Origin of the sequence: Anaeromyxobacter sp. Red801 (genome assembly GCF_049201065.2) — a bacterium.
Classification (GTDB): Bacteria; Myxococcota; Myxococcia; order Myxococcales; family Anaeromyxobacteraceae; genus Anaeromyxobacter.
The window spans coordinates 4157272-4175594 of sequence record NZ_CM181236.1 but is presented as its reverse complement, the minus strand read 5'-3'; the positions used below and the strand labels follow the sequence as shown (position 1 = coordinate 4175594).

Here is an 18323-nt window from a genome sequence, read left to right as displayed (position 1 = left end):
CGAGAGGCGAGCCGGGGTCCCCGGCTCGCCTCCCTCACGTCGATGCTGCGGTCTTCAGGGTGGGCGAGGCGGGCCGGAGCCCACCCCGCCCGCCGCGCCTACTGGAACTGCGCGAAGAGCTTCGCCACGGCGTCGTAGAAGTCCGTCGTGGACTGCCCGTTCGTGGACGTCGTCTCGACCATCGTGCCGAACGTCGCGGTGTGCGCGTTGAACGAGGCGAGGTCGCCCGCCGCGTCCGCGTTGATCATCTGCGACCGGTGGCAGGAGCCGCAGGCGCGCGAGCCGGGGCCGGTCACGTACATCGGGACGGTGCCGATGGCCCGGTCCTTGCCGGTGATCGTGTCGGAGGCGGAGAGCAGGCTCGGCATCGACAGCCGCTGATCCGGCACCTCGAACTTGCCGGCCTCGTGGCACGAGCGGCAGTTCAGGATCGTGAAGTTGGGGTACGTCGAGCCGATGTGGTGCTCGTACTCCATGTTCGCGACCGGGTCGGCGAAGTCGATGTCGCCGATGTCGAACGCCTGGAACGAGTGGATGGCGTGCACGTAGGAGTCGATCGACCGGGACTGCATCTCCAGGTGCGAGCCGCCGCTGCCGACCACGTGGCAGGCGCGGCAGCCGACGACGCCGGCGGCGCCGTACGCGGGGTGGTGGAACGTGGTGGCGAGCGCGTCGTGGCAGTTGTTGCAGCCCGACGTCGCCACGATGTTCCGGCCGTAGGCCACATCGTCGGCGACGATCGCGCCCTCGGCGAGGTCCACGGTCTTCGACACGCCGGCGACCGCGATCTCCACGTTGGTGGCGGAGACGGCCGCCGTCTGGTCGAGGCCGACCACCGGCAGGACGACCACCTCGACGCGCTTGACGACGCCGCTCGCGATCATGTCGGCCCAGGTGGAGAGGTCGGCGGTCGCCGTCCACTCCGCGTTGCCGGCCGTCGCCAGCGGGGCGACCGCGAGGCGCGGGCTGTTGCTGGTCGAGCCCTCGGTCCACTCGAGGTTGCGGAGGCCGCCGGTCGAGCCGTGGCCGCTGACGATGAAGTCCTTCGTGTCGTAGCCGTAGAGGCTGACGACCACGGTCGGCTTCACGAGCGCGTTGGCCGCGGCGCCGGCGACGGCGAAGTCCACCGTGAGGATGTTGGTGGCCGCGTCGAAGGCGACGGTGTCGATGGTGGTGGTGAAGCCGGCCGCGTGCTTCACGCCCTCGCTCGCGTAGATCTTCGCGTCATAGCCGAGGTGGATCTGGCTGAACGTCGGCCCGATCCCGTTCGTCGCGCGGTGGCACTCGTTGCAGGCGCCCGTGTACGTGTACAGGTCGATGTTGTGCGGCACGACCGCGCTGAGCGCCGGGGCGTTCGCGCCCGTGCCGGTGACCGGGTGGCAGCTCTTGCAGGTCTTCAGCGTGAAGTTCGCGTCGGTGAGGATGAGGTCGAGCTTGCCCGCGTGGCAGGTCACGCAGTTCGCCATCGTCTGCGGGTAGGGGAACTCCATCGCGTGCGACATGTGCGTGTCGTTCACGATGGTCGCGGTGTAGGCGTACTTCGCCTGCTGCTCGGCGCTGTAGATGGTCTCGCCGTCCGCGTCCACCTGGAGCGCGGCCGCCGCGGCCGGGTCGTCGCCCAGGATCTGGAAGACGAAGTCCGTGCCCTCGCGCTGGTCGGTGTGGCAGGCCTTGCAGGCCACCATGTCCTCGAGGCCGGCCACGGTCGCCTGGCGGTAGCCGTGCTTCGCGTACGGCGCCGGGTGGCACTTCTCGCAGCCGGCGACGTTCGCGACGGACGTGTAGGTCCAGGTGCCGTACTTCACGCCGGCGCTGGCCACGTTGTCCATCAGGTTGTAGTGGCCCTCGGCCGGCAGGATCAGCTTGTCGCCGAGGTACAGGTACACGAACGCGTTCGAGGCCTCCGGCGCGAACGCGGCGGCGGTCTTCGTGGCCGTGTAGCGCCCGATGTCCGCGTCGTACACGGGCGAGCCCCAGGAGAACGCCGTCGCGGTGGTGAAGCTGTTCGTGGCGGTGTCGAACTGGGTCGCGGTGTAGCGCTTCTGCTTCATCGTGCCGAGATCGCCCGTGAACGCGACGCCGTTGTAGGTCACGGCGAAGGTGAGGGTGACGTCGAACGTGCCTTCCGTGGCGCCCGGCACGCTCGCGACCTGGATGTCGGAGATCACGAGCTTCGTGGTCTCGGGATCGAGGCCGTCGGCGAAGTTGTTGTAGATGCCCTGGTGCTGCGTGCCCGCGGTGGCGTGGCACACGGAGCACGACTCGGGCTTGGCGATGGCAGCCGCGTCCTTGCCGTCCTGCCCGTTCTGGCCGTTCTGGCCGTTCTGACCGTCCGTGCCGTCCTGGCCCGGAGGGCCCTGGGGCCCGACGCTCCCGTCCGACCCCTTGCACCCAGCAAGCGCGAGCACGCCGGCGAAGAACAGCGCGCCGCTGTACCGCATCAGTTTTTGCATGGCGTGAAGCTCCCAAGCGTGGATAGGGCAATAGCGCCCCCGAATCCGATCGCGGCGCGAAGTCTACCAAGGCGAAAATCATTGGCCAGACGATTGCGTAATTTTCCTGCGGTCGGCCGCGTCGTCGGCGCAATGCGGTGATATCTCGCGCCTTTTGGGCATGCGGCCGGTTGCCGCGCTCCGCGGAACGGGGGTGGGCGGTTCTGTCCAATCTGCAATCCGGGGCGCCCGGCGATGACGCAAATCAACCCTGGCGCCTCGCAACGATGTCCGCGCGCGCCGCGCCGCCGGCGCCGCGTGGAGGCCGCGATCTGGCGCGGGTTTCGCGCGATCGCCGCGCTGCGCACCCCGCGGCGATCGGCCGCGGGGATTGTGCCCCTGTGCGCAATCGCGCGGCGCGCCGCCCGCCGGCGCTCCCCCGAGGCCGTAGCCAATGCTGGCCACGCGCCGCGGGACGCCCGCGCGCCGCGCCGGCGCGGCCGTCCGGGCGAGGGATGGAGGCTTGCGCGCCGCGGCGCGGGTGGTGGCCGCCCCGCCGGCGCCAGGATTGCGCAGGAGCGTCGCAGTGATTTCGCGGCGGTCCAATCCGCCCTGACGCGTGAGGTCAATCCGGGCCGGCGGGCGGGCGGGCGGCGCCCCGGCCGCCGGCGGGGGCGCCGCGCCGGGGCGTTCCGGGACGCAGGCGGCAGGCGGCCGCCCGGCTTAAGATGCCGCGCCAGAGGGCCCCTTGAAGCTCCGCCACGTCCTTCCGCTCATCATCGGCTTCGTCTTGCCCGCCGCCCTCATGCTGACGGTGGGGATCCTGATCCTCGTCTACGGCTCGGTGGCCCGGGACTACCTGTTCGGCATCCTGATCGTCTCGCTGGTCGGCACCACCATCATCGGCAGCGCGGCCACGCTGGCGGTGCTGTTCCGGGAGGCCCGGGTCGCGAAGCTGCAGACCGACTTCGTGAACAAGGTGAGCCACGAGCTCCGGACCCCGCTCACCTCGATCCGCATGTTCGTCGAGACGCTCCAGCTCGGCCGCCTCCAGGACCCGCAGCGGCAGCGCGAGGCGCTGGAGATCGTCGCCGAGGAGACCGCGCGGCTCTCCGGGCTCATCAACCGCCTGCTCGACTGGGCGCGCATGGAGTCCGGCCGGCGCGTCTACGAGCTCACCCGGCAGCCGCTCGGCCCGATCCTGGACGCGGCGCTCGTCGCGTTCGAGCCGCAGCGGCTGCACCACCCGGTGCAGCTGGAGCTGGACCTCCCGCCCCGCCTGCCCTCGGTGATGGCGGACCGCTCGGCCCTGGTCGAGGCGGTGCTGAACCTGCTCAACAACGCGTTCAAGTACACCGGGCCGGACAAGCGGATCCGGCTCGCGGCCGTGGCGAGCGGGCCCACCGTGACCATCGCGGTGACCGACAACGGGCCCGGGATCCCGCAGCGCGACCAGAAGCACGTGTTCGACAAGTTCTACCGGGCCTCCGACCCGCTCAAGCGCACGGTGGAGGGCACCGGGCTCGGGCTGGCGATGGTGAAGCACATCGTGATCGGGCACGGCGGGAAGGTGTCGGTCGAGAGCGAGCCCGGGCGCGGCGCGACCTTCCGCATCGCGCTGCCGGTGGCCGGAGGGACCCATGGCTGAGCGGATCCTGGTGATCGAGGACGACCCGTCCATCCTGCGGGGCCTGCAGCTCAACCTCGGGATGGAGGGCTACACGGTCCGGTCCGCGAGCGACGGCGAGACCGGGCTGCAGCTGGCGCGCACCGAGCGGCCGGACCTGGTGGTGGTGGACGTGATGCTGCCGCGCATGGGCGGGCTGGAGGTGATCCGGGAGATCCGCAAGGAGGACCCCGAGCTCCCCATCCTCATCCTCTCGGCGAAGAACCAGGAGACCGACAAGGTGGCCGGGCTGCAGCTCGGGGCCGACGACTACCTGGGCAAGCCGTTCGGGCTGAAGGAGCTGCTCGCGCGGATCGACGCGCTGCTGCGCCGGCGCCGCGCGCGCGGCGAGGGCGCGCAGCCGAAGGCGATCCGGAGGGCGGGGGGCATCGAGCTCGACCTCGACGCCCGGCGCGCGCTGGTGGACGGCCGCGCGCTCGAGCTGACCAGCCGCGAGTTCGACCTGCTCGCGTTCTTCGTCACCCACCCCGATCGCGTCTACTCGCGCGAGCAGCTCATGGAGGCGGTGTGGGGTTCGCGCTACTTCGGCACCGCCCGCACCGTGGACAACTTCGTGGCCCGGCTGCGCGCGCACATCGGCGACGACGCCGAGCAGCCTCGCCACCTCGAGACGGTCCGCGGCATCGGCTACCGGTTCAACGTCTGAACGGGGCTGCGCCCCGCCCCACGGACCCTGAGCCTGTCGAAGGGGCCGCGGGGCCCCACCCTGCTGCGCGGGTCCCGTGACCTCGCGCGCCCGCATTCGCGGGCTCGCGCGAGTGTCCCCGCGGGCGCGCCTGGCGGCGCGCGGTCGGGGACCGCGAGCGGCGGCTCCTCAGCCGGCCAGCGCGCCCCGCACCGCGGCGACGAGCGCCTCGTCCTCGCCCGGCATCACCGTGCGCGGATCGAGCACCACGCGGTCCTCCTCGATGCGCCCGACCACCGGCGGATCGCCGCGCCGCAGGCGGGCGGCGAGCGCGTCGGGCGCGCCGGGCAGCGAGAGCACGGAGGTGGGGAGGGTGACCTCGGGCAGCGAGCCGCCGCCCACCGCGGAGCGGCTCGGGCGCACCGCGCAGCCGGCGCCGGCCGGCCCGAGCGCCGCGAGCCAGCCGCGGGCGCGCGCCTCGAGCGCCTCCGGACCCGCGGCGATGGCGCGCCACACCGGCACCTTCTCCAGCGCCTCGCCGCGCTCGTAGTGCGCGAGCGTCGCCGAGAGCGCCGCGAGCGTCACCTTGTCCACCCGGAGCGCGCGCATGAGCGGGTGGCGCTTCACGCGCGCGATCGCCTCGCGCGTGCCGCACAGGATCCCGGCCTGCGGGCCGCCCAGGAGCTTGTCGCCGGAGAAGCACACCAGGTCCGCGCCGGCGCGGATCCGCTCCTGCACGGTCGGCTCGACGCCCAGGCCGAACGGCGCCGTCTCGAGGAGCGTGCCCGAGCCCAGGTCGTCCACCACCCACAGCGCGCGCCGGCGGCCGAGGTCCACCAGCTCCTCCAGCGGCGTGTCGTGCACGAAGCCGGACAGGCGGAAGTTGGACCGGTGCACCGCCAGGAGGATGCGCGTGCGCGGGCCGACCGCCGCCTCGTGATCGCGCAGGTAGGTCCGGTTGGTGGTCCCCACCTCGACGAGCGCGGCCCCGGAGCGGCGCAGCACGTCGGGGATGCGGAAGCCGCCGCCGATCTCGACGAGCTGCCCGCGCGACACGATCACCTCGGGCAGGCCCGCCTCCGCCTCCCCGCGGCCGGGTGCGGCCAGCGGGCGCACCCCCGCCTCCCCGCCGCCCGACCGGTCCGGCGCCGCGTCCATGAGCGCCGCGAGCGCCAGCATGACGGCCGAGGCGTTGTTGTTCACCGCCACCGCCGCCTCGGCGCCGGTCAGCCGGCACAGCGGCGCCTCGGCGTGGCCGTACCGGTCCCCCCGCTCGCCCTCCGCGAGGTCGTACTCGAGGTTCGTGTAGCCCCGGGCCGCCCGGCCCATGGCCGCGATGGCGTCGTCCGACAGCGGCGCCCGGCCGAGGTTGGTGTGGATCACGACGCCGGTGGCGTTGACGACCGGCCGGAGCGACCCCCGGGCGTCCTCCCGGAGCCGGTCCAGCAGCCCTGCCTCGATCGCCTCCGGGGAGGGGCAGGGCTCCCCCGCCAGCACCGCCGCCCGGTGGCGGTCCAGCTCGGCCCGGACGGCCTCGAGGACCGGGCCGCGCCCGAGCGCCTCGACCATGCCCGCGCGATCCGCCGCCTCCACCAGCCGATCCGTCCGCGGGAGCCCTCGCAAGGCCGAGCCGGCCGGCCCGGGGACGAATTTTGGAGTGGTCATGTCCGCTTGCTCCCGGAGGTTTTCGGCCGACAAGACCCTTGCTAGAGCGGCTCTATGAAGGTAATCCTTCGCCCCACTCTATGCCCTCGATCGTACCCTCTCCCGCTGCGGCAGAGTCCTATCTGTGGGCCATCATCCTGTTCCCGCTCGCGGGAGCGATCGTCAACGGTCTCACCGGCCGGAGGCTCGGCCGCGGGAACGTGACGGTGATCGCCATCGGCGTGATGGTGGGCGCGTTCCTCGTCTCGTCGGTCGCGTTCTACCACGCGCTGACGGGCACGGTGCTCCGCTTCCGGGGTGAGCCCTGGATCCAGGTGACCGGCGCCGACGGCCGCACGATCGTCTCGATCGGCTGGGGCCTGCTGGTGGACCGCCTGTCGGCGACGATGATCATGGTCGTCACCGGCGTGGGCACGCTCATCCACGTCTACTCGGCGTCGTACATGTCGCACGAGGACGACGCGGGCTACGCGCGCTTCTTCACGTACCTGAACCTGTTCGTCGCGGCGATGCTCACGCTCGTCCTCGGCGACTCGCTCATCCTCACCTTCGTCGGGTGGGAGGGCGTGGGCCTCTGCAGCTACCTGCTGATCGGGTTCTGGTACACCGACCCGGCCAAGGCGTTCGCCGGCCGCAAGGCGTTCGTCACCAACCGCATCGGCGACTTCGGCTTCCTGATCGGGGTCTTCGCGCTGTTCTCGATCTTCGGCACGGTCGGCTACGCCGACCTGCAGTCGCTCGCGCACGGCGTCGACCCGGCCGCCGCGATCCAGACCGGCGTGTTCGCCGGCCGCACCTACCAGGCCGCCATCACCTTCGCGCTCATCGGCCTGTTCGTGGGCGCGTGCGGCAAGAGCGCCCAGCTGCCGCTCTACGTGTGGCTCCCCGACGCGATGGCCGGCCCGACGCCGGTCTCCGCCCTGATCCACGCCGCCACCATGGTGACCGCCGGCGTGTACCTGGTGGCGCGCAACGCCTACCTGTTCTCGCTCGCCCCGGCGGCCATGGCCACGGTGACGCTGGTGGGCGCGCTCACCGCGCTGTTCGCGGCGATGATCGCGTTCGTCCAGACCGACATCAAGAAGGTCCTGGCCTACTCCACCGTCAGCCAGCTCGGCTTCATGTTCATCGGCGTCGGCGTCGGCGCCTGGTGGGCCGGCGTGCTGCACCTCGTCACCCACGCGTTCTTCAAGGCGTGCCTGTTCCTCGGCGCCGGCTCGGTGATGCACGGGATGCACGAGGACACCGACATCCGGAACATGGGCGGCCTCGCGAAGAAGATGCCGCACACCGCGGCCACCTTCGGCATCGCCACCCTGGCCATCACCGGCTTCGTGCCGCTGTCCGGCTTCTTCTCGAAGGACGCCATCCTCGGGAACGCGCTGTTCAGCCACAACCCGGCCTGGCACCAGGTCGGCCAGATCGCGTACGTGCTCGGCTCGCTCGCCGCGCTCGGCACCGCGTTCTACATGTCGCGCCTGTTCTTCCTGACCTTCACCGGCAAGCCGCGCACCGCGGCCGCCGAGCACGCGCACGAGTCCTCGCCGGTGATGTACCTGCCGCTGTGGGTGCTCGCGATCCTCTCCATCGTGGCGCTGCTGCTCGGCCTCCCCGGTCACGGCCCGCTCGCCGAGGTGTTCGCGCGGTTCACCGAGCCGGTGTTCGCGGCCGGCACCGAGCAGCTCCACGAGGTCGGCCACCTGCACGCCGGCGCGCACCCCGCCTGGCCGTTCGCGGTGGCCTGGGCGCTCGCCGCGGTGGGCACGCTGGTCGCGTACCTCATGTACGCGGGCGCGCTCCGCACCGCCCCGGCCGCCCTGGCCCGCACGTTCCCGCGCCTGTACCAGTTCGCGGTGGACAAGTTCCGGGTGGACGAGCTGTACCAGATGGTGGTCATCGAGCCGCTCAAGACCGCCGCCTACCTGCTCTGGCGCATCGTGGACGTGTTCGCCATCGACGGCCTGGTGGTGAACGGCGTGGCCCGGCTGGTCGGGTACGCCGGGTCGGTGCTCCGGCTCGCCCAGAACGGCGACGTGCAGCGCTACGCCGCGATCATGGTGGTCGCCGCGGCCGTCATCCTCTGGACCGTGGTCGGCGCAGGAGGGCGCTAGCTCGTGAACCTGCTCACCGTCGTCACCTTCCTCCCGCTGCTCGGCGCGCTCGCGATGGTGCTCGTCCCGCGGGACGAGCCGTCGCAGCACCGGGCGCTCGCGCTGGTGGTCTCGCTCGTCACGTTCGCGCTGTCGCTGGGGCTCTGGTTCGGCTTCGACGCGAGCCCGGGCGCGCCCGAGTTCCAGTTCGAGCTCATGGTCCCGTGGATGCCCACCATCGGCATCGGCTTCCACGTCGGCATCGACGGCGTCGCGCTGCTCCTGTTCATGCTCACCACCGTGCTCATGCCGGTGGTGGTCCTCTCCGCCTGGAAGGCGGTGGGCGACCGCGTGAAGGAGTTCATGATCGCGCTGCTGGTGCTCGAGAGCGCCATGCTCGGCACCTTCATCGCGCTCGACCTGGTGCTCTTCTACGTGTTCTGGGAGGCGATGCTCATCCCGATGTACCTGCTCATCGGGATCTGGGGCTCGCAGAACCGCCTCTACGCGACGGTGAAGTTCTTCGTGTACACGTTCGCGGCGAGCGTGCTGATGCTGCTCGCCATCCTGTACGTGTACTTCCACGACGGCGGCACCTTCGACTACGTCGAGGCCCGGCGCGCGCTGGCGGTGACGCCCGGCGCCGCGAGCTGGCTGTTCCTCGCCTTCGCGCTGGCGTTCGCGGTCAAGGTGCCGATGTTCCCGCTGCACACCTGGCTGCCGGACGCGCACACCGAGGCGCCCACCGCCGGCTCGGTGATCCTGGCCGGCGTGCTCCTGAAGATGGGCACCTTCGGCTTCTTCCGCTACGCGCTGCCGCTCTTCCCGGAGGCGGCGCTGCAGCACCGCAACCTGGTCGCGGTGCTGGCGGTCATCGGCATCATCTACGGCGCGCTCATGTCGCTCGTGCAGACCGACATGAAGCGGCTGGTGGCCTACTCCTCGGTCTCCCACCTCGGCTTCGTGATGCTGGGCCTGATGGCCCTCTCCGCCGAGGGGATGACCGGGTCCGTCTACCAGATGCTGAACCACGGCGTGTCCACCGGCGCGCTGTTCCTCCTGGTCGGCATGCTCTACGAGCGGCGCCACACCCGCCTCATCTCCGAGTACGGCGGCATCGCCAAGCGCGTGCCGGTGATCGCGGCGGCGTTCGTGATCGTGACGCTCTCCTCGATCGGCCTCCCCGGCACCAACGGCTTCGTGGGCGAGTTCCTGATCCTGTCCGGCACCTGGCTCTCGCGCCTGGGCGGCTCGGCGGTGTTCGCCACCGTCGCGGCGCTGGGCGTCATCCTGGGCGCGGTCTACATGCTGCTGCTGGTGGAGAAGGTGTTCTTCGGGCCGAACCAGAACCCCGAGAACCACCACCTCCCGGACCTCTCCGTCCGCGAGGGCTTCGTGCTCGCCCCGATGATCGCGCTGATCGTGGTGATGGGCCTGCTGCCCGGGCCGTTCCTGGCGCCGGCCAAGCCGGCGGTGGACCGCCTCATCCAGCGCTTCCAGGTGGCCGAGGCGCGCCTCGGCAAGGGGCCGCAGGTGGGCACCGCGGTGCCGGCGGTGATGGTCCGCGCGCCCGCGCCGGCCCCGGCGGCGGAGCCCGCCCCGCTCCCCGCGCCGGCGCCGGTCCCGCTCCAGCAGCCCGGAGGGAACTACTGACATGAGCGGCTTCCCGATCCAGGACTTCGTCGCGCTGGTCCCGGTGGCGATCCTCACGATGGGGGCGCTGGTCCTGCTGATGACCGAGGTGTTCCTCACCTCGGGCCGGCGGGCCTACCAGGCCTACCTGACCATGGTGTTCGCGGCCGCCGCCGCGGCGTACGCCGCCTGGATGCCGGTGCCCGGCAACGTGTTCGGGCGCCAGGCGGTGGTGGACAGCTTCTCCGCCTTCGTCACGGTGGTGCTCTGCGCCGGCCTGGCGCTCTCGGCCCTGGTGGGCCAGAGCTGGCTGAACGCCCGCAACTCCGAGCGCGGCGAGTTCTACGCGCTCGCGCTGTTCGGCACCGCCGGCATGGTGCTGCTGGGGATGGCCACCGACCTCCTCATCGCGTTCATCGCGGTCGAGGTGATGAGCCTCTCCACGTACTGCCTCGCCGCCTTCCTGCGGCGCGGCAAGAAGCCCGCCGAGGCGGCCTTCAAGTACGTGGTGCTCGGCTCGATCTCCTCGGCGCTCCTGCTCTACGGGTCGGCGCTGCTCTACGGCGCCTCGGGCTCGACGCTGTTCTCGCTCCTGCCGCGCGGGCAGGGCTCGGCGCTCTACCTCGCCGGCATCGCGCTGGTGGCCGGCGGCGTCGCGTTCAAGATCGCCGCCGTCCCGTTCCACGCCTGGACGCCCGACGTCTACGAGGGCGCGCCCACCCCCGTGACCGCGTTCATGGCCGCCGGCGTGAAGACCGCCGCCTTCGCGGTGCTGGTCCGCCTGTTCCTGGCCACCGAGAGCGGCTCGGCCGCCATGTCCACCTCGCTCGGCACGGTGCTCTCCGCCCTGGCCGTGCTCACGATGATCTTCGGCAACCTGCTCGCGCTGCCGCAGCGCAGCGTGAAGCGGATGCTGGCGTACTCGTCGATCGGCCACGCCGGCTACCTGCTGGTGGGCGTGGTCTCCGCGGTGGTGGCGGGCGCGCGCGACAAGGCGCTCGCGGGCCTGCTGTTCTATCTCGCGGCCTACACCGCCACCGTCATCGGCGCGTTCGCGGTGGTCGGGGCGCTGGAGCGGCGGACCCGGGGCGACTTCGAGCCGGCCGACGCCTGGGACCTGGATCGCTTCGCCGGCCTGGCGCGGCGCCGCCCGGCGCTCGCGTTCGCCATGGCGGTGTTCCTGTTCTCGCTCGCGGGCGTGCCGCCCACCGCCGGCTTCATCGGGAAGTTCTACATCTTCAAGGCGGCCATGGGCGCCGGCCTCTACGGCCTGGCGGTGCTGGGCGTGCTCACCAGCGTGCTCGGCGCGTACTACTACCTGCGCGTCGTCCTCTACATGTACTTCCTGCCGTCGAAGGACGAGGCCGGCGAGGTGGTGCTCTCGGCGACGTCGCTCACCATCGCGCTCGCCGCGGCGGTGGCGGTGGTGGTCCTGCTCGGCGTGGTGGCCGACCCGATGGTGCGGCTGGCCCAGGCCGCGAGCGCCATCATCCTGTAGCGGGCGGCGCACGCCCCACCTCTCGCGCGGCGGCCGGGGCGACCGGGCCGCCGCGCCGCCGTCTCCGGGCGGCGCCCGTCGCGGGCGAGGGTGCGGCGGGGCTAGTGCGCGGCGCGGCCGGCGTCTGCCAGCTCGGCCGCGCGGAACGGCTTCGGCAGCGCGGTCGCCGCCGGGTGCCGCCGGGCGGCCTGCTCGAGCACGTCGGCGTAGGGGCCGGTCATGACCGGGCGCGCGCCGGCGGCGGTGGCCGCCGCGAGCACCTCGTCGGCGCCGGGCATGTGCGCGTCCACCAGGCAGCAGCCCACGCCGCCCGCGGCGAGCCGCGCGAGCGCCTCGTCGGCGCCCACGCACACCTCGACCCGGTGTCCGTCCAGCCGGAGCGCGATCGCGAGGGCCTCCCGGAAGTTCCGATCCTCGTCCACGAGCAGGAAGCACTGCGCCATGGGGACGCTTCCGGGAGAAAAAAAAAAAGTGCAAAGCGCAGCTGAAGTGGCGGGGGGGGACCTACTTCAACAGGCTGCTTTGCACTTCTCACCCGTCCCAGAGAGCAATGACGGTGCCAGCCAGGACGGGTGCGCTCGCTCCGGAGGATGCCGTCTCTATTCGGGCACTTGCCTGCCGCCCTCGCCGGACCACTCCCGGTGCGGTCCCCTCGAAAGCGCCGGTGCGATTTCGGATGTGCAAGACGCCGCTGCAAAAGTGAAAAGCGGCCTGGCCCGGATGCCCGTCCCGATGTGGTCTTGCGACCCGATCAGGGCCCTACGGACGGGTGCTCGCGGGCCTCGATGCCGAGCCGCTTCATCTTGCGCCAGAGGGTGGTGCCGGAGATGCCGAGGTCGCGGGCCACCCGGCCGAGGTCGTTCCCGCAGCGCACCAGCGCGGCCGTGATGGCCCGGCGCTCGGTGTCCTCGACCGCGTCGGCGAGCGTCACCCCGGCGCCGGCCGCCGGCGCGGCCCGCGCCTCGACCTGGACGTCGGCGGCGCGGATCTCGCGGCCGGTGCAGAGCGCGGCGGCCTGCTCGATGATGTTCTCGAGCTCGCGGACGTTCCCCGGCCAGTCGTGGGCCACGAGCGAGGCCACCGCCTCCGGGGTGAGCACGCGCTCGCTGCCGGTGCGCTGCACGAAGCGCTGCAGGAAGTGGGCGGCGAGCAGCGGGACGTCCTCGCGGCGCTCGCGGAGCGGCGGGATGCGCAGCGGCACCACGTTCAGCCGGTAGAACAGGTCCTCCCGGAACCGCTTCTCGGCGATGGCGCGGCGCAGGTCCTGGTTGGTGGCGGCGATGATCCGCACGTTCACCTGCACCGGGCTGGACTCGCCCACCCGGCGGATCTCGCCCTCCTGCAGCGCGCGCAAGAGCTTCGCCTGGAAGCCGGGGGAGGTCTCGCCGATCTCGTCGATGAACAGCGTCCCGCCGTTCGCCTCCTCGAACAGGCCGCGGCGGGCCCGGGTGGCGCCGGTGAAGGCGCCGCGCGCGTGGCCGAACAGCTCCGACTCGAGCAGCGTGTCGGTGATGGCGGCGCAGTTCACCGGGACGAACGGCTTGTCGCTGCGGCGGCTGGTGACGTGGAGCGCGCGCGCCACCAGCTCCTTGCCGGTGCCGGACTCGCCGGTGATGAGCACGGTCGCGTCGGTGGGCGCGACCCGCAGCACGCGGTCGAGCACGTCGCGCATGGCGGGGGAGCGGCCCACGATGTGCTCGAGGCCGTAGCGCTTGCGGAACTCCTCGGCGAACAGGTTCACCTCGCCGAGCAGGCGCCGCTTTTCCAGCGCCTTGGAGACGCGGAGCAGGACCTCGCTCTCCTTGAACGGCTTCGCCAGGAAGTCGTAGGCGCCGCGCCGGATCGCCTCCACCGCCGACTCGATGGTGCCGTACGCGGTCATCACGATGACCTGCGTCTCGGGCGAGGCCTGCTGCACCGCCCGCAGCACCTCCATGCCGTCCACGGTGGGCATGCGCAGGTCGGTGAGCACGACGTCGAAGCTCTCGTGCTGCACCCGCTGCGTCGCGGACGCGCCGTCCTCGGCCTCCTCCACCGCGTGGCCCGCCTGCCGGAGCAGGATGGCGGTGGTGGCGCGCATGTTCTTCTGGTCGTCGACGACCAGCACCTTGCCGCCGGTGGGCGGCTCGGGGATCCGCGGCGCCCGCGCGTCCTCCGGCGGAACGGGGTCGATCATGCCACCCGGAATGTCAGCCAATCCCCGCCTCCTTTTCAACCGGGCCGCCGTCTTCCCCCGCGAGCGGGGTGAGCGGGAAGCGCAGGGCGAAGGCGGTGCCGGCGCCGGGCCGGCTGGTCACGGCCACCTCGCCGCCGTGTCCCTCGACGATCCGCCGCACCACCGCCAGCCCGAGGCCGGTCCCGCTCGCCTTCGTGGTGAAGAACGGCTCGAAGATGCGGCCCCGGACCTCGTCCGGGATGCCCGCGCCGGTGTCCTCCAGCTCGAGCACCGCCGCGTCCCCGTCCCGCCGCAGCCGGACCGTGAGCCGGCCCCCGCGCGGCATGGCCTGCACCGCGTTCACCGCCACGTTCACCACCGCCTGGCGCACCAGGCGCGCGTCCATGGGCACCTGCGGCAGCGCCGGGTCCACCTCGCGGCGGACGTCGATGGGCTGGCCGTTCTGCGCGAGCGCGGTGGCGAGCGCCTCCTCCACCACCCGGTCCAGCGGCTCGGGGCGCACCTCCGGCGTGGAGGGGCGGGCGAAGTCGAGCAGGTCGCCCACGATCCGGTTGAGCCGGTCGGCCTCCTCGCCCACGATGTCGAGCAGCATGCGCGCGTCGCCCTGGGGGCGCAGCATGCGCCGCAGCGAGCCGAGCGAGTTGAAGATGACGCCGAGCGGGTTGCGCACCTCGTGGGCCACCACCGCCGACAGCTCGCCCAGCGCGGCGAGCCGCTCCTGCTGGATGAGCTGGCGCTGCGCGTGCGCCAGCTCGGCGTAGCTGCGGCGCAGGTCCTCGTAGAGCCGCGCGTTCTCCGCGGCCACCGCGAGCTGGTTCGCGATCGCCGCCCCGCGCTCGATCTCCGCCGGGCTGAAGCGCCGGGGGCCGCGGGTCTCGAGGATCACCGCGGCGCCGATGTAGCGGTCGCGCACCAGCAGCGGCAGGCCGAGCATGGCGCGGATCGAGGGGTCGAGGGCCACGTCCTCGCGCACGCGCGGATCCCGCGCCGCGTCCTCGATGGCGATGGGCTCGCGGCGCTCGAACACCATGGCGGCGAGCCGCGGGGCGGCGGCCTCCACCGGCACCTCGACGCCGACGGCGCCGGGCGGGAGGCCCCAGACCGCCCGCACCTGGAGCTGCCCGCCGCCCGGGGCGCAGAGCGCGATGGCCGCGCGCGGCGCGTCCACGATGCGCGCCAGGTTGCGCACGCCCGCGTCGAGCACCTGCTCGAAGTCGAGCGTGGCCACCAGCGAGCGGCCCACCTCGTGGAGCAGCCCCAGCTCCTCGGCGCGCCGCCGCGTCTCGGAGTAGAGCCGCGCGTTGTCCACCGCCACCGCGAGCTGGCTGGCGATGGCCATGGCCCGCGACAGCTCGCCGGGCGAGAAGGTCCGGTCCATGGTGGCGGCGGCCACCAGCGCCACGCCCACCGGGTGGTCGCGGACGTGGAGCGGCACCGCCAGCAGCGCCCGGTCCGGCACGCCCGGCTCGGCGAGCCGCCCCGCCACCGGCGTCCGCGCCTCGAGCGCGTCGCGCGCCAGCGACCGATCGGCGAGCGGCACCGAGGCCGGGCCGATGGGCGCGCCGCGGGTCGCCGCGCGCCGCAGCTCGCGGCGCCGGTAGTCGTCGAGCAGGATGGTGCAGTCGGAGCCCTGCAGCGTCTGCTTCAGGTGCTCGGCGCCGGCGGAGAGCACCTCCTCGAGGTCGAGCGACGAGGACACCACCCGCGCCACGTCGATGACGGTGGAGAGCTCGTGCAGGCGCCCGCGGGCCTCGGCGTACAGCCGGGCGTTCTCGATCGCGACCGCGAGCTGGTTCGCGACGGCGGTGACCCGCTCCACCTCCGCCGGCGTGAAGCGGCGCGGGCGCTCGGTGTCCACCACCACCAGCACGCCCAGCGGCTCGCCGCGCAGCAGGAGCGGCGCCACGATCGCGGCGCGCGCCCGGTGGTGCTCGACCAGCAGCCGGTTGAGCCCCGCGGACTCGGCCTCGGCGTCCTCCACCACGAACGTGCGCCGCTCGCGCACCGAGCGCCAGCTCAGCCCCTCGCCGGTCGCGAGCGCGGCCGAGGCCCGCTCCAGCGCCGCCGCGCCGCCCTGGCTGATGGCGGCGGCGCGCAGCGAGAGGTGGACCGGGTCGTAGAGGTGGACGACGCCCACCCCGGCGCCGAGCAGCCGCCGCGCCGCGTCCACGCCCTCGGAGAGGACGTGGTCGAGGTCGAGCGAGCCGGCCACGGTGCGGCTCATCTCGTTCAGCAGCGAGAGGTCCTCCACCCGGCGGCTCGCCTCCGCGTACAGCTCGGCGTTCTCCAGCCCGACCGCCAGCTCGCCCGCGAGCGCGTTCGCCAGCGCCAGCTCCGGATCCGAGAAGCTGCGCCCGGCGTCGTCGAAGAGGAACAGCACGCCGCGGGTGGCCTGGCGGGAGGTGAGCGGGACCACCAGCAGCGCGGTGGGCGGCAGGCCCTCGCGGCCGCACAGCGCGCTGCGCGGGTCGCGCGAGGCGTCCTCGGTCCAGGCGGGCGCGCCGCGGCGGAGCGCGTCCTCCGCCAGCAGGTCCTGGCCCGCCGGGATGCGCAGCGCCTCGGCGCGGAGCGGCCCGCCCCAGCCGCCCACGCCGCGGAGCCAGCGCTCCTGCGCGTCCACCAGCAGCACCGCGGCGCCGCGGCAGGAGAGGGCGCTCGTCACCTCGCGGCAGCCGTCGTCGAGCAGCGCCGGCACGTCCCCGGGCGCGTTCCCGAAGATGCGCAGCGCGAGGGCGTGCACCGCCTCCAGGTCGGAGAGGCGGCGGCGGACGTCGGCGAACAGGCGCGCGTTCTCGACCGCCACGCCGATCTGCACCGCCATGGCCGAGAGCAGCGTCACCTCCCGCTCCGCGAACGGGCGCGCGGTGCGGCGCCCGAGCACGATCGAGCCCACCGCGGCCTGGCCCTTGGCGAGCAGCGGGACCGCCATGGCCGCCTGGAGCCCCTCGGCGCGCGCCACCTGGAACGCGGTCGGATCGGCGTCGTCCGGGTACCGGGCCGGCCCGCAGCGCTTCACCGCCAGGCCGGGCAGCGACTCGCCCAGCCCGAGCCGCGCGGCCCGCCGCAGCGTCTCGGCGGAGAGGCCGTGGCCGGCCACCAGCGCGAGGCGCTCGCCCTCGCGGACGAACGCGGCCCCGGTGTCCGCCTGGAACGTCTCCACCACCCGGCGCAGCGAGGTGTCGAGCAGCAGCACCGGATCGAGCTGGGCGCTGCCCATGGCCACGTCGTTGATGAGCGTGAGCTCGGCCACGCGGCGGCGGAGCGCGCCCAGCAGGCCCTGCGTCTCGACCGCGCTGGCCACGTGCGGGCCGACCGCGCCGAGCAGGCCCAGCCAGGGCCGCACCGCGTCCAGCCCCTCGCGGAACGCGGCCACCATGACCCCGACCGCGCGCCCGCGGGCCACGAGCGGCACCCAGATGCCGGCGCGGATCCCCTCGGCGCGGAGCGCGTCGGCGCCGGCCTCGGCGGCGTCCACCGGGACGGCGCGCGCCGCCCGGTCGCGCAGCACCTCGCCGATCCGCGCGGTGACGGGCACCCGCTGCAGCCGCGCCTGCACCTCGGCGCTCGTGCCGCTCGCGAAGGTGCGGACCAGCTCGCGGCCGCCCTCCTCCACCAGGTACACGGCCACCACCACGCAGCCGGTGGCGGAGGTCAGCACGGTGGTGACCTCGGCGAAGAACGTGTCGAGATCGGGGGCGTCGCCCGCCAGCCGTCCGACCCGGTTCAGGAGCGCCAGGTCCGCGTTGTGGCGGGAGAGGTCGGCGATGGTCCGGGCCGCGTCGAGCGCCGCGGCGAGCTGCGCGCCGAACAGCCGGAGCGCGCCCACGTCCTCGCTCCGCAGCCAGCGCGCCGCGACGAGCAGCACCAGCGCCGGGCCGGCGCGCGCGTCCACCCGGACCGCCACCGCGCGCGCGATCCCGATGGCCGCGATGGCCTCGCGGGTCGCCGCGGCGCGCGGCTCCGGCACGAACGCGGCCGCCTCGTTGGGGAGGTCGTCGGAGTAGGCCGCGCCCGCGTCCCACGCCACGCGGAACATGGGCGGCCAGCGCCCGAGATGCGAGTCGAGCGGCCGCTCCAGCGCGCGCTCCAGCCGCGCCGCCGCCGCGGGCGGGAGCGCCGACCAGTCCACCCGCACCCCGTCGCCCTCCGGCCGGGCCAGCAGCACCAGCGCCGACAGCTCGCCGGCGGCGCCGCGCAGCCGCTCCAGCACCGCCGCCTCGGTGGGCTCGCGCTGGAGCGCCGCGCCCAGCTCCGCGAGCGCCTCGAGGCGCGGGCGCCGGGCGGCCTGCGCGGTGGCGTCGCGCACCTCCACGATGACGTCGGGGCCGTGCACCCGGACGCGCAGCTCCACCGGCCGCCGGGTGCCGTCGGGCAGGAGGACGCCGACCTCGTACTCGGCCGGCGCCGCCTCGCCGCGCAGCCGGCGCTCGTGCCGCTCCACCACGCGCGCCACGTCCTCCGGCGCGACCAGGTCGAGCACGTCCGGGCCACCATGGTGGCCACGGTCCGGCCGGCGAG

10 protein-coding genes are annotated in these 18323 nt (G+C 73.5%); 5 read left to right on the top strand and 5 right to left on the bottom strand.

The features are described from left to right. Positions 1–98: 98 nt before the first annotated feature. The gene (locus ACOQFB_RS19225; protein WP_059438582.1) at positions 99–2453 is read right to left on the bottom strand and encodes a multiheme c-type cytochrome; all 2355 of its coding nucleotides are present in this window, start codon (positions 2451–2453) and stop codon (positions 99–101) included. A 727-nt stretch (positions 2454–3180) separates the two neighbouring features. Between ACOQFB_RS19225 and ACOQFB_RS19220 the strand changes: the two genes are divergently transcribed. Together ACOQFB_RS19220 and ACOQFB_RS19215 are read left to right on the top strand one after the other, a co-directional pair. Next, a complete protein-coding gene (locus tag ACOQFB_RS19220; RefSeq protein WP_494492321.1) occupies positions 3181–4080 on the top strand; it encodes an ATP-binding protein in 900 nt (299 codons plus the stop codon). After that, positions 4073–4765 carry a response regulator transcription factor gene (locus ACOQFB_RS19215; RefSeq protein WP_421609579.1) on the top strand — a complete coding sequence of 231 codons (693 nt, stop codon included), beginning with the start codon at positions 4073–4075 and terminating at the stop codon, positions 4763–4765. The genes ACOQFB_RS19220 and ACOQFB_RS19215 overlap by 8 nt, the downstream gene beginning before the upstream one ends. 168 nt (positions 4766–4933) lie before the next feature. On the opposite strand, the gene selA is transcribed toward ACOQFB_RS19215, so the two are convergent. Continuing rightward, positions 4934–6409: an L-seryl-tRNA(Sec) selenium transferase gene (gene selA / locus ACOQFB_RS19210; RefSeq protein WP_421609578.1), complete on the bottom strand. Its 1476-nt coding sequence runs from the start codon at positions 6407–6409 to the stop codon at positions 4934–4936. An 80-nt stretch (positions 6410–6489) separates the two neighbouring features. Between selA and nuoL the strand changes: the two genes are divergently transcribed. The 3 genes from nuoL to ACOQFB_RS19195 are packed head-to-tail and all read left to right on the top strand — an operon-like array spanning position 6490 to position 11629. Further along, positions 6490–8520 (top strand): NADH-quinone oxidoreductase subunit L, encoded by a 2031-nt coding sequence (gene nuoL, locus ACOQFB_RS19205; RefSeq protein WP_421609577.1) that lies wholly within the window; start codon positions 6490–6492, stop codon positions 8518–8520. A gap of 3 nt (positions 8521–8523) precedes the next feature. After that, complete coding sequence (locus ACOQFB_RS19200) at positions 8524–10152, top strand: complex I subunit 4 family protein (RefSeq protein WP_059437849.1); 1629 nt, start codon at positions 8524–8526, stop codon at positions 10150–10152. A 1-nt stretch (position 10153) separates the two neighbouring features. Continuing rightward, positions 10154–11629: an NADH-quinone oxidoreductase subunit N gene (locus tag ACOQFB_RS19195; RefSeq protein WP_059437850.1), complete on the top strand. Its 1476-nt coding sequence runs from the start codon at positions 10154–10156 to the stop codon at positions 11627–11629. Positions 11630–11730: 101 nt separating this feature from the next. Here ACOQFB_RS19195 and ACOQFB_RS19190 read toward each other — a convergent pair whose 3' ends face one another. From ACOQFB_RS19190 to ACOQFB_RS19180, 3 genes are all read right to left on the bottom strand, one after another. Beyond that, entirely contained in the window at positions 11731–12072 is a 342-nt protein-coding gene (locus ACOQFB_RS19190) for a response regulator (protein ID WP_059437851.1), read from the bottom strand. Positions 12073–12380: 308 nt separating this feature from the next. After that, on the bottom strand, positions 12381–13805 hold the full coding sequence (locus ACOQFB_RS19185) for a sigma-54-dependent transcriptional regulator (protein WP_237757934.1): 1425 nt from the start codon (positions 13803–13805) through the stop codon (positions 12381–12383). Positions 13806–13818: 13 nt separating this feature from the next. Then, positions 13819–18285, bottom strand: a complete 4467-nt coding sequence (locus ACOQFB_RS19180) for a GAF domain-containing protein (RefSeq protein ID WP_421609576.1) — start codon at positions 18283–18285, stop codon at positions 13819–13821. Positions 18286–18323: the final 38 nt, after the last annotated feature.

Excerpts from the sequence above, each read along its gene's own strand:
- nuoL (WP_421609577.1), top strand. The coding sequence starts at position 6,490 with ATGCCCTCGATCGTACCCTCTCCCGCTGCGGCAGAGTCCTATCTGTGG.
- ACOQFB_RS19185 (WP_237757934.1), bottom strand. The coding sequence starts at position 13,805 with ATGATCGACCCCGTTCCGCCGGAGGACGCGCGGGCGCCGCGGATCCCC.
- ACOQFB_RS19195 (WP_059437850.1), top strand. The coding sequence starts at position 10,154 with ATGAGCGGCTTCCCGATCCAGGACTTCGTCGCGCTGGTCCCGGTGGCG.
- selA (WP_421609578.1), bottom strand. The coding sequence starts at position 6,409 with ATGACCACTCCAAAATTCGTCCCCGGGCCGGCCGGCTCGGCCTTGCGA.
- ACOQFB_RS19190 (WP_059437851.1), bottom strand. The coding sequence starts at position 12,072 with ATGGCGCAGTGCTTCCTGCTCGTGGACGAGGATCGGAACTTCCGGGAG.
- ACOQFB_RS19225 (WP_059438582.1), bottom strand. The coding sequence starts at position 2,453 with ATGCAAAAACTGATGCGGTACAGCGGCGCGCTGTTCTTCGCCGGCGTG.
- ACOQFB_RS19215 (WP_421609579.1), top strand. The coding sequence starts at position 4,073 with ATGGCTGAGCGGATCCTGGTGATCGAGGACGACCCGTCCATCCTGCGG.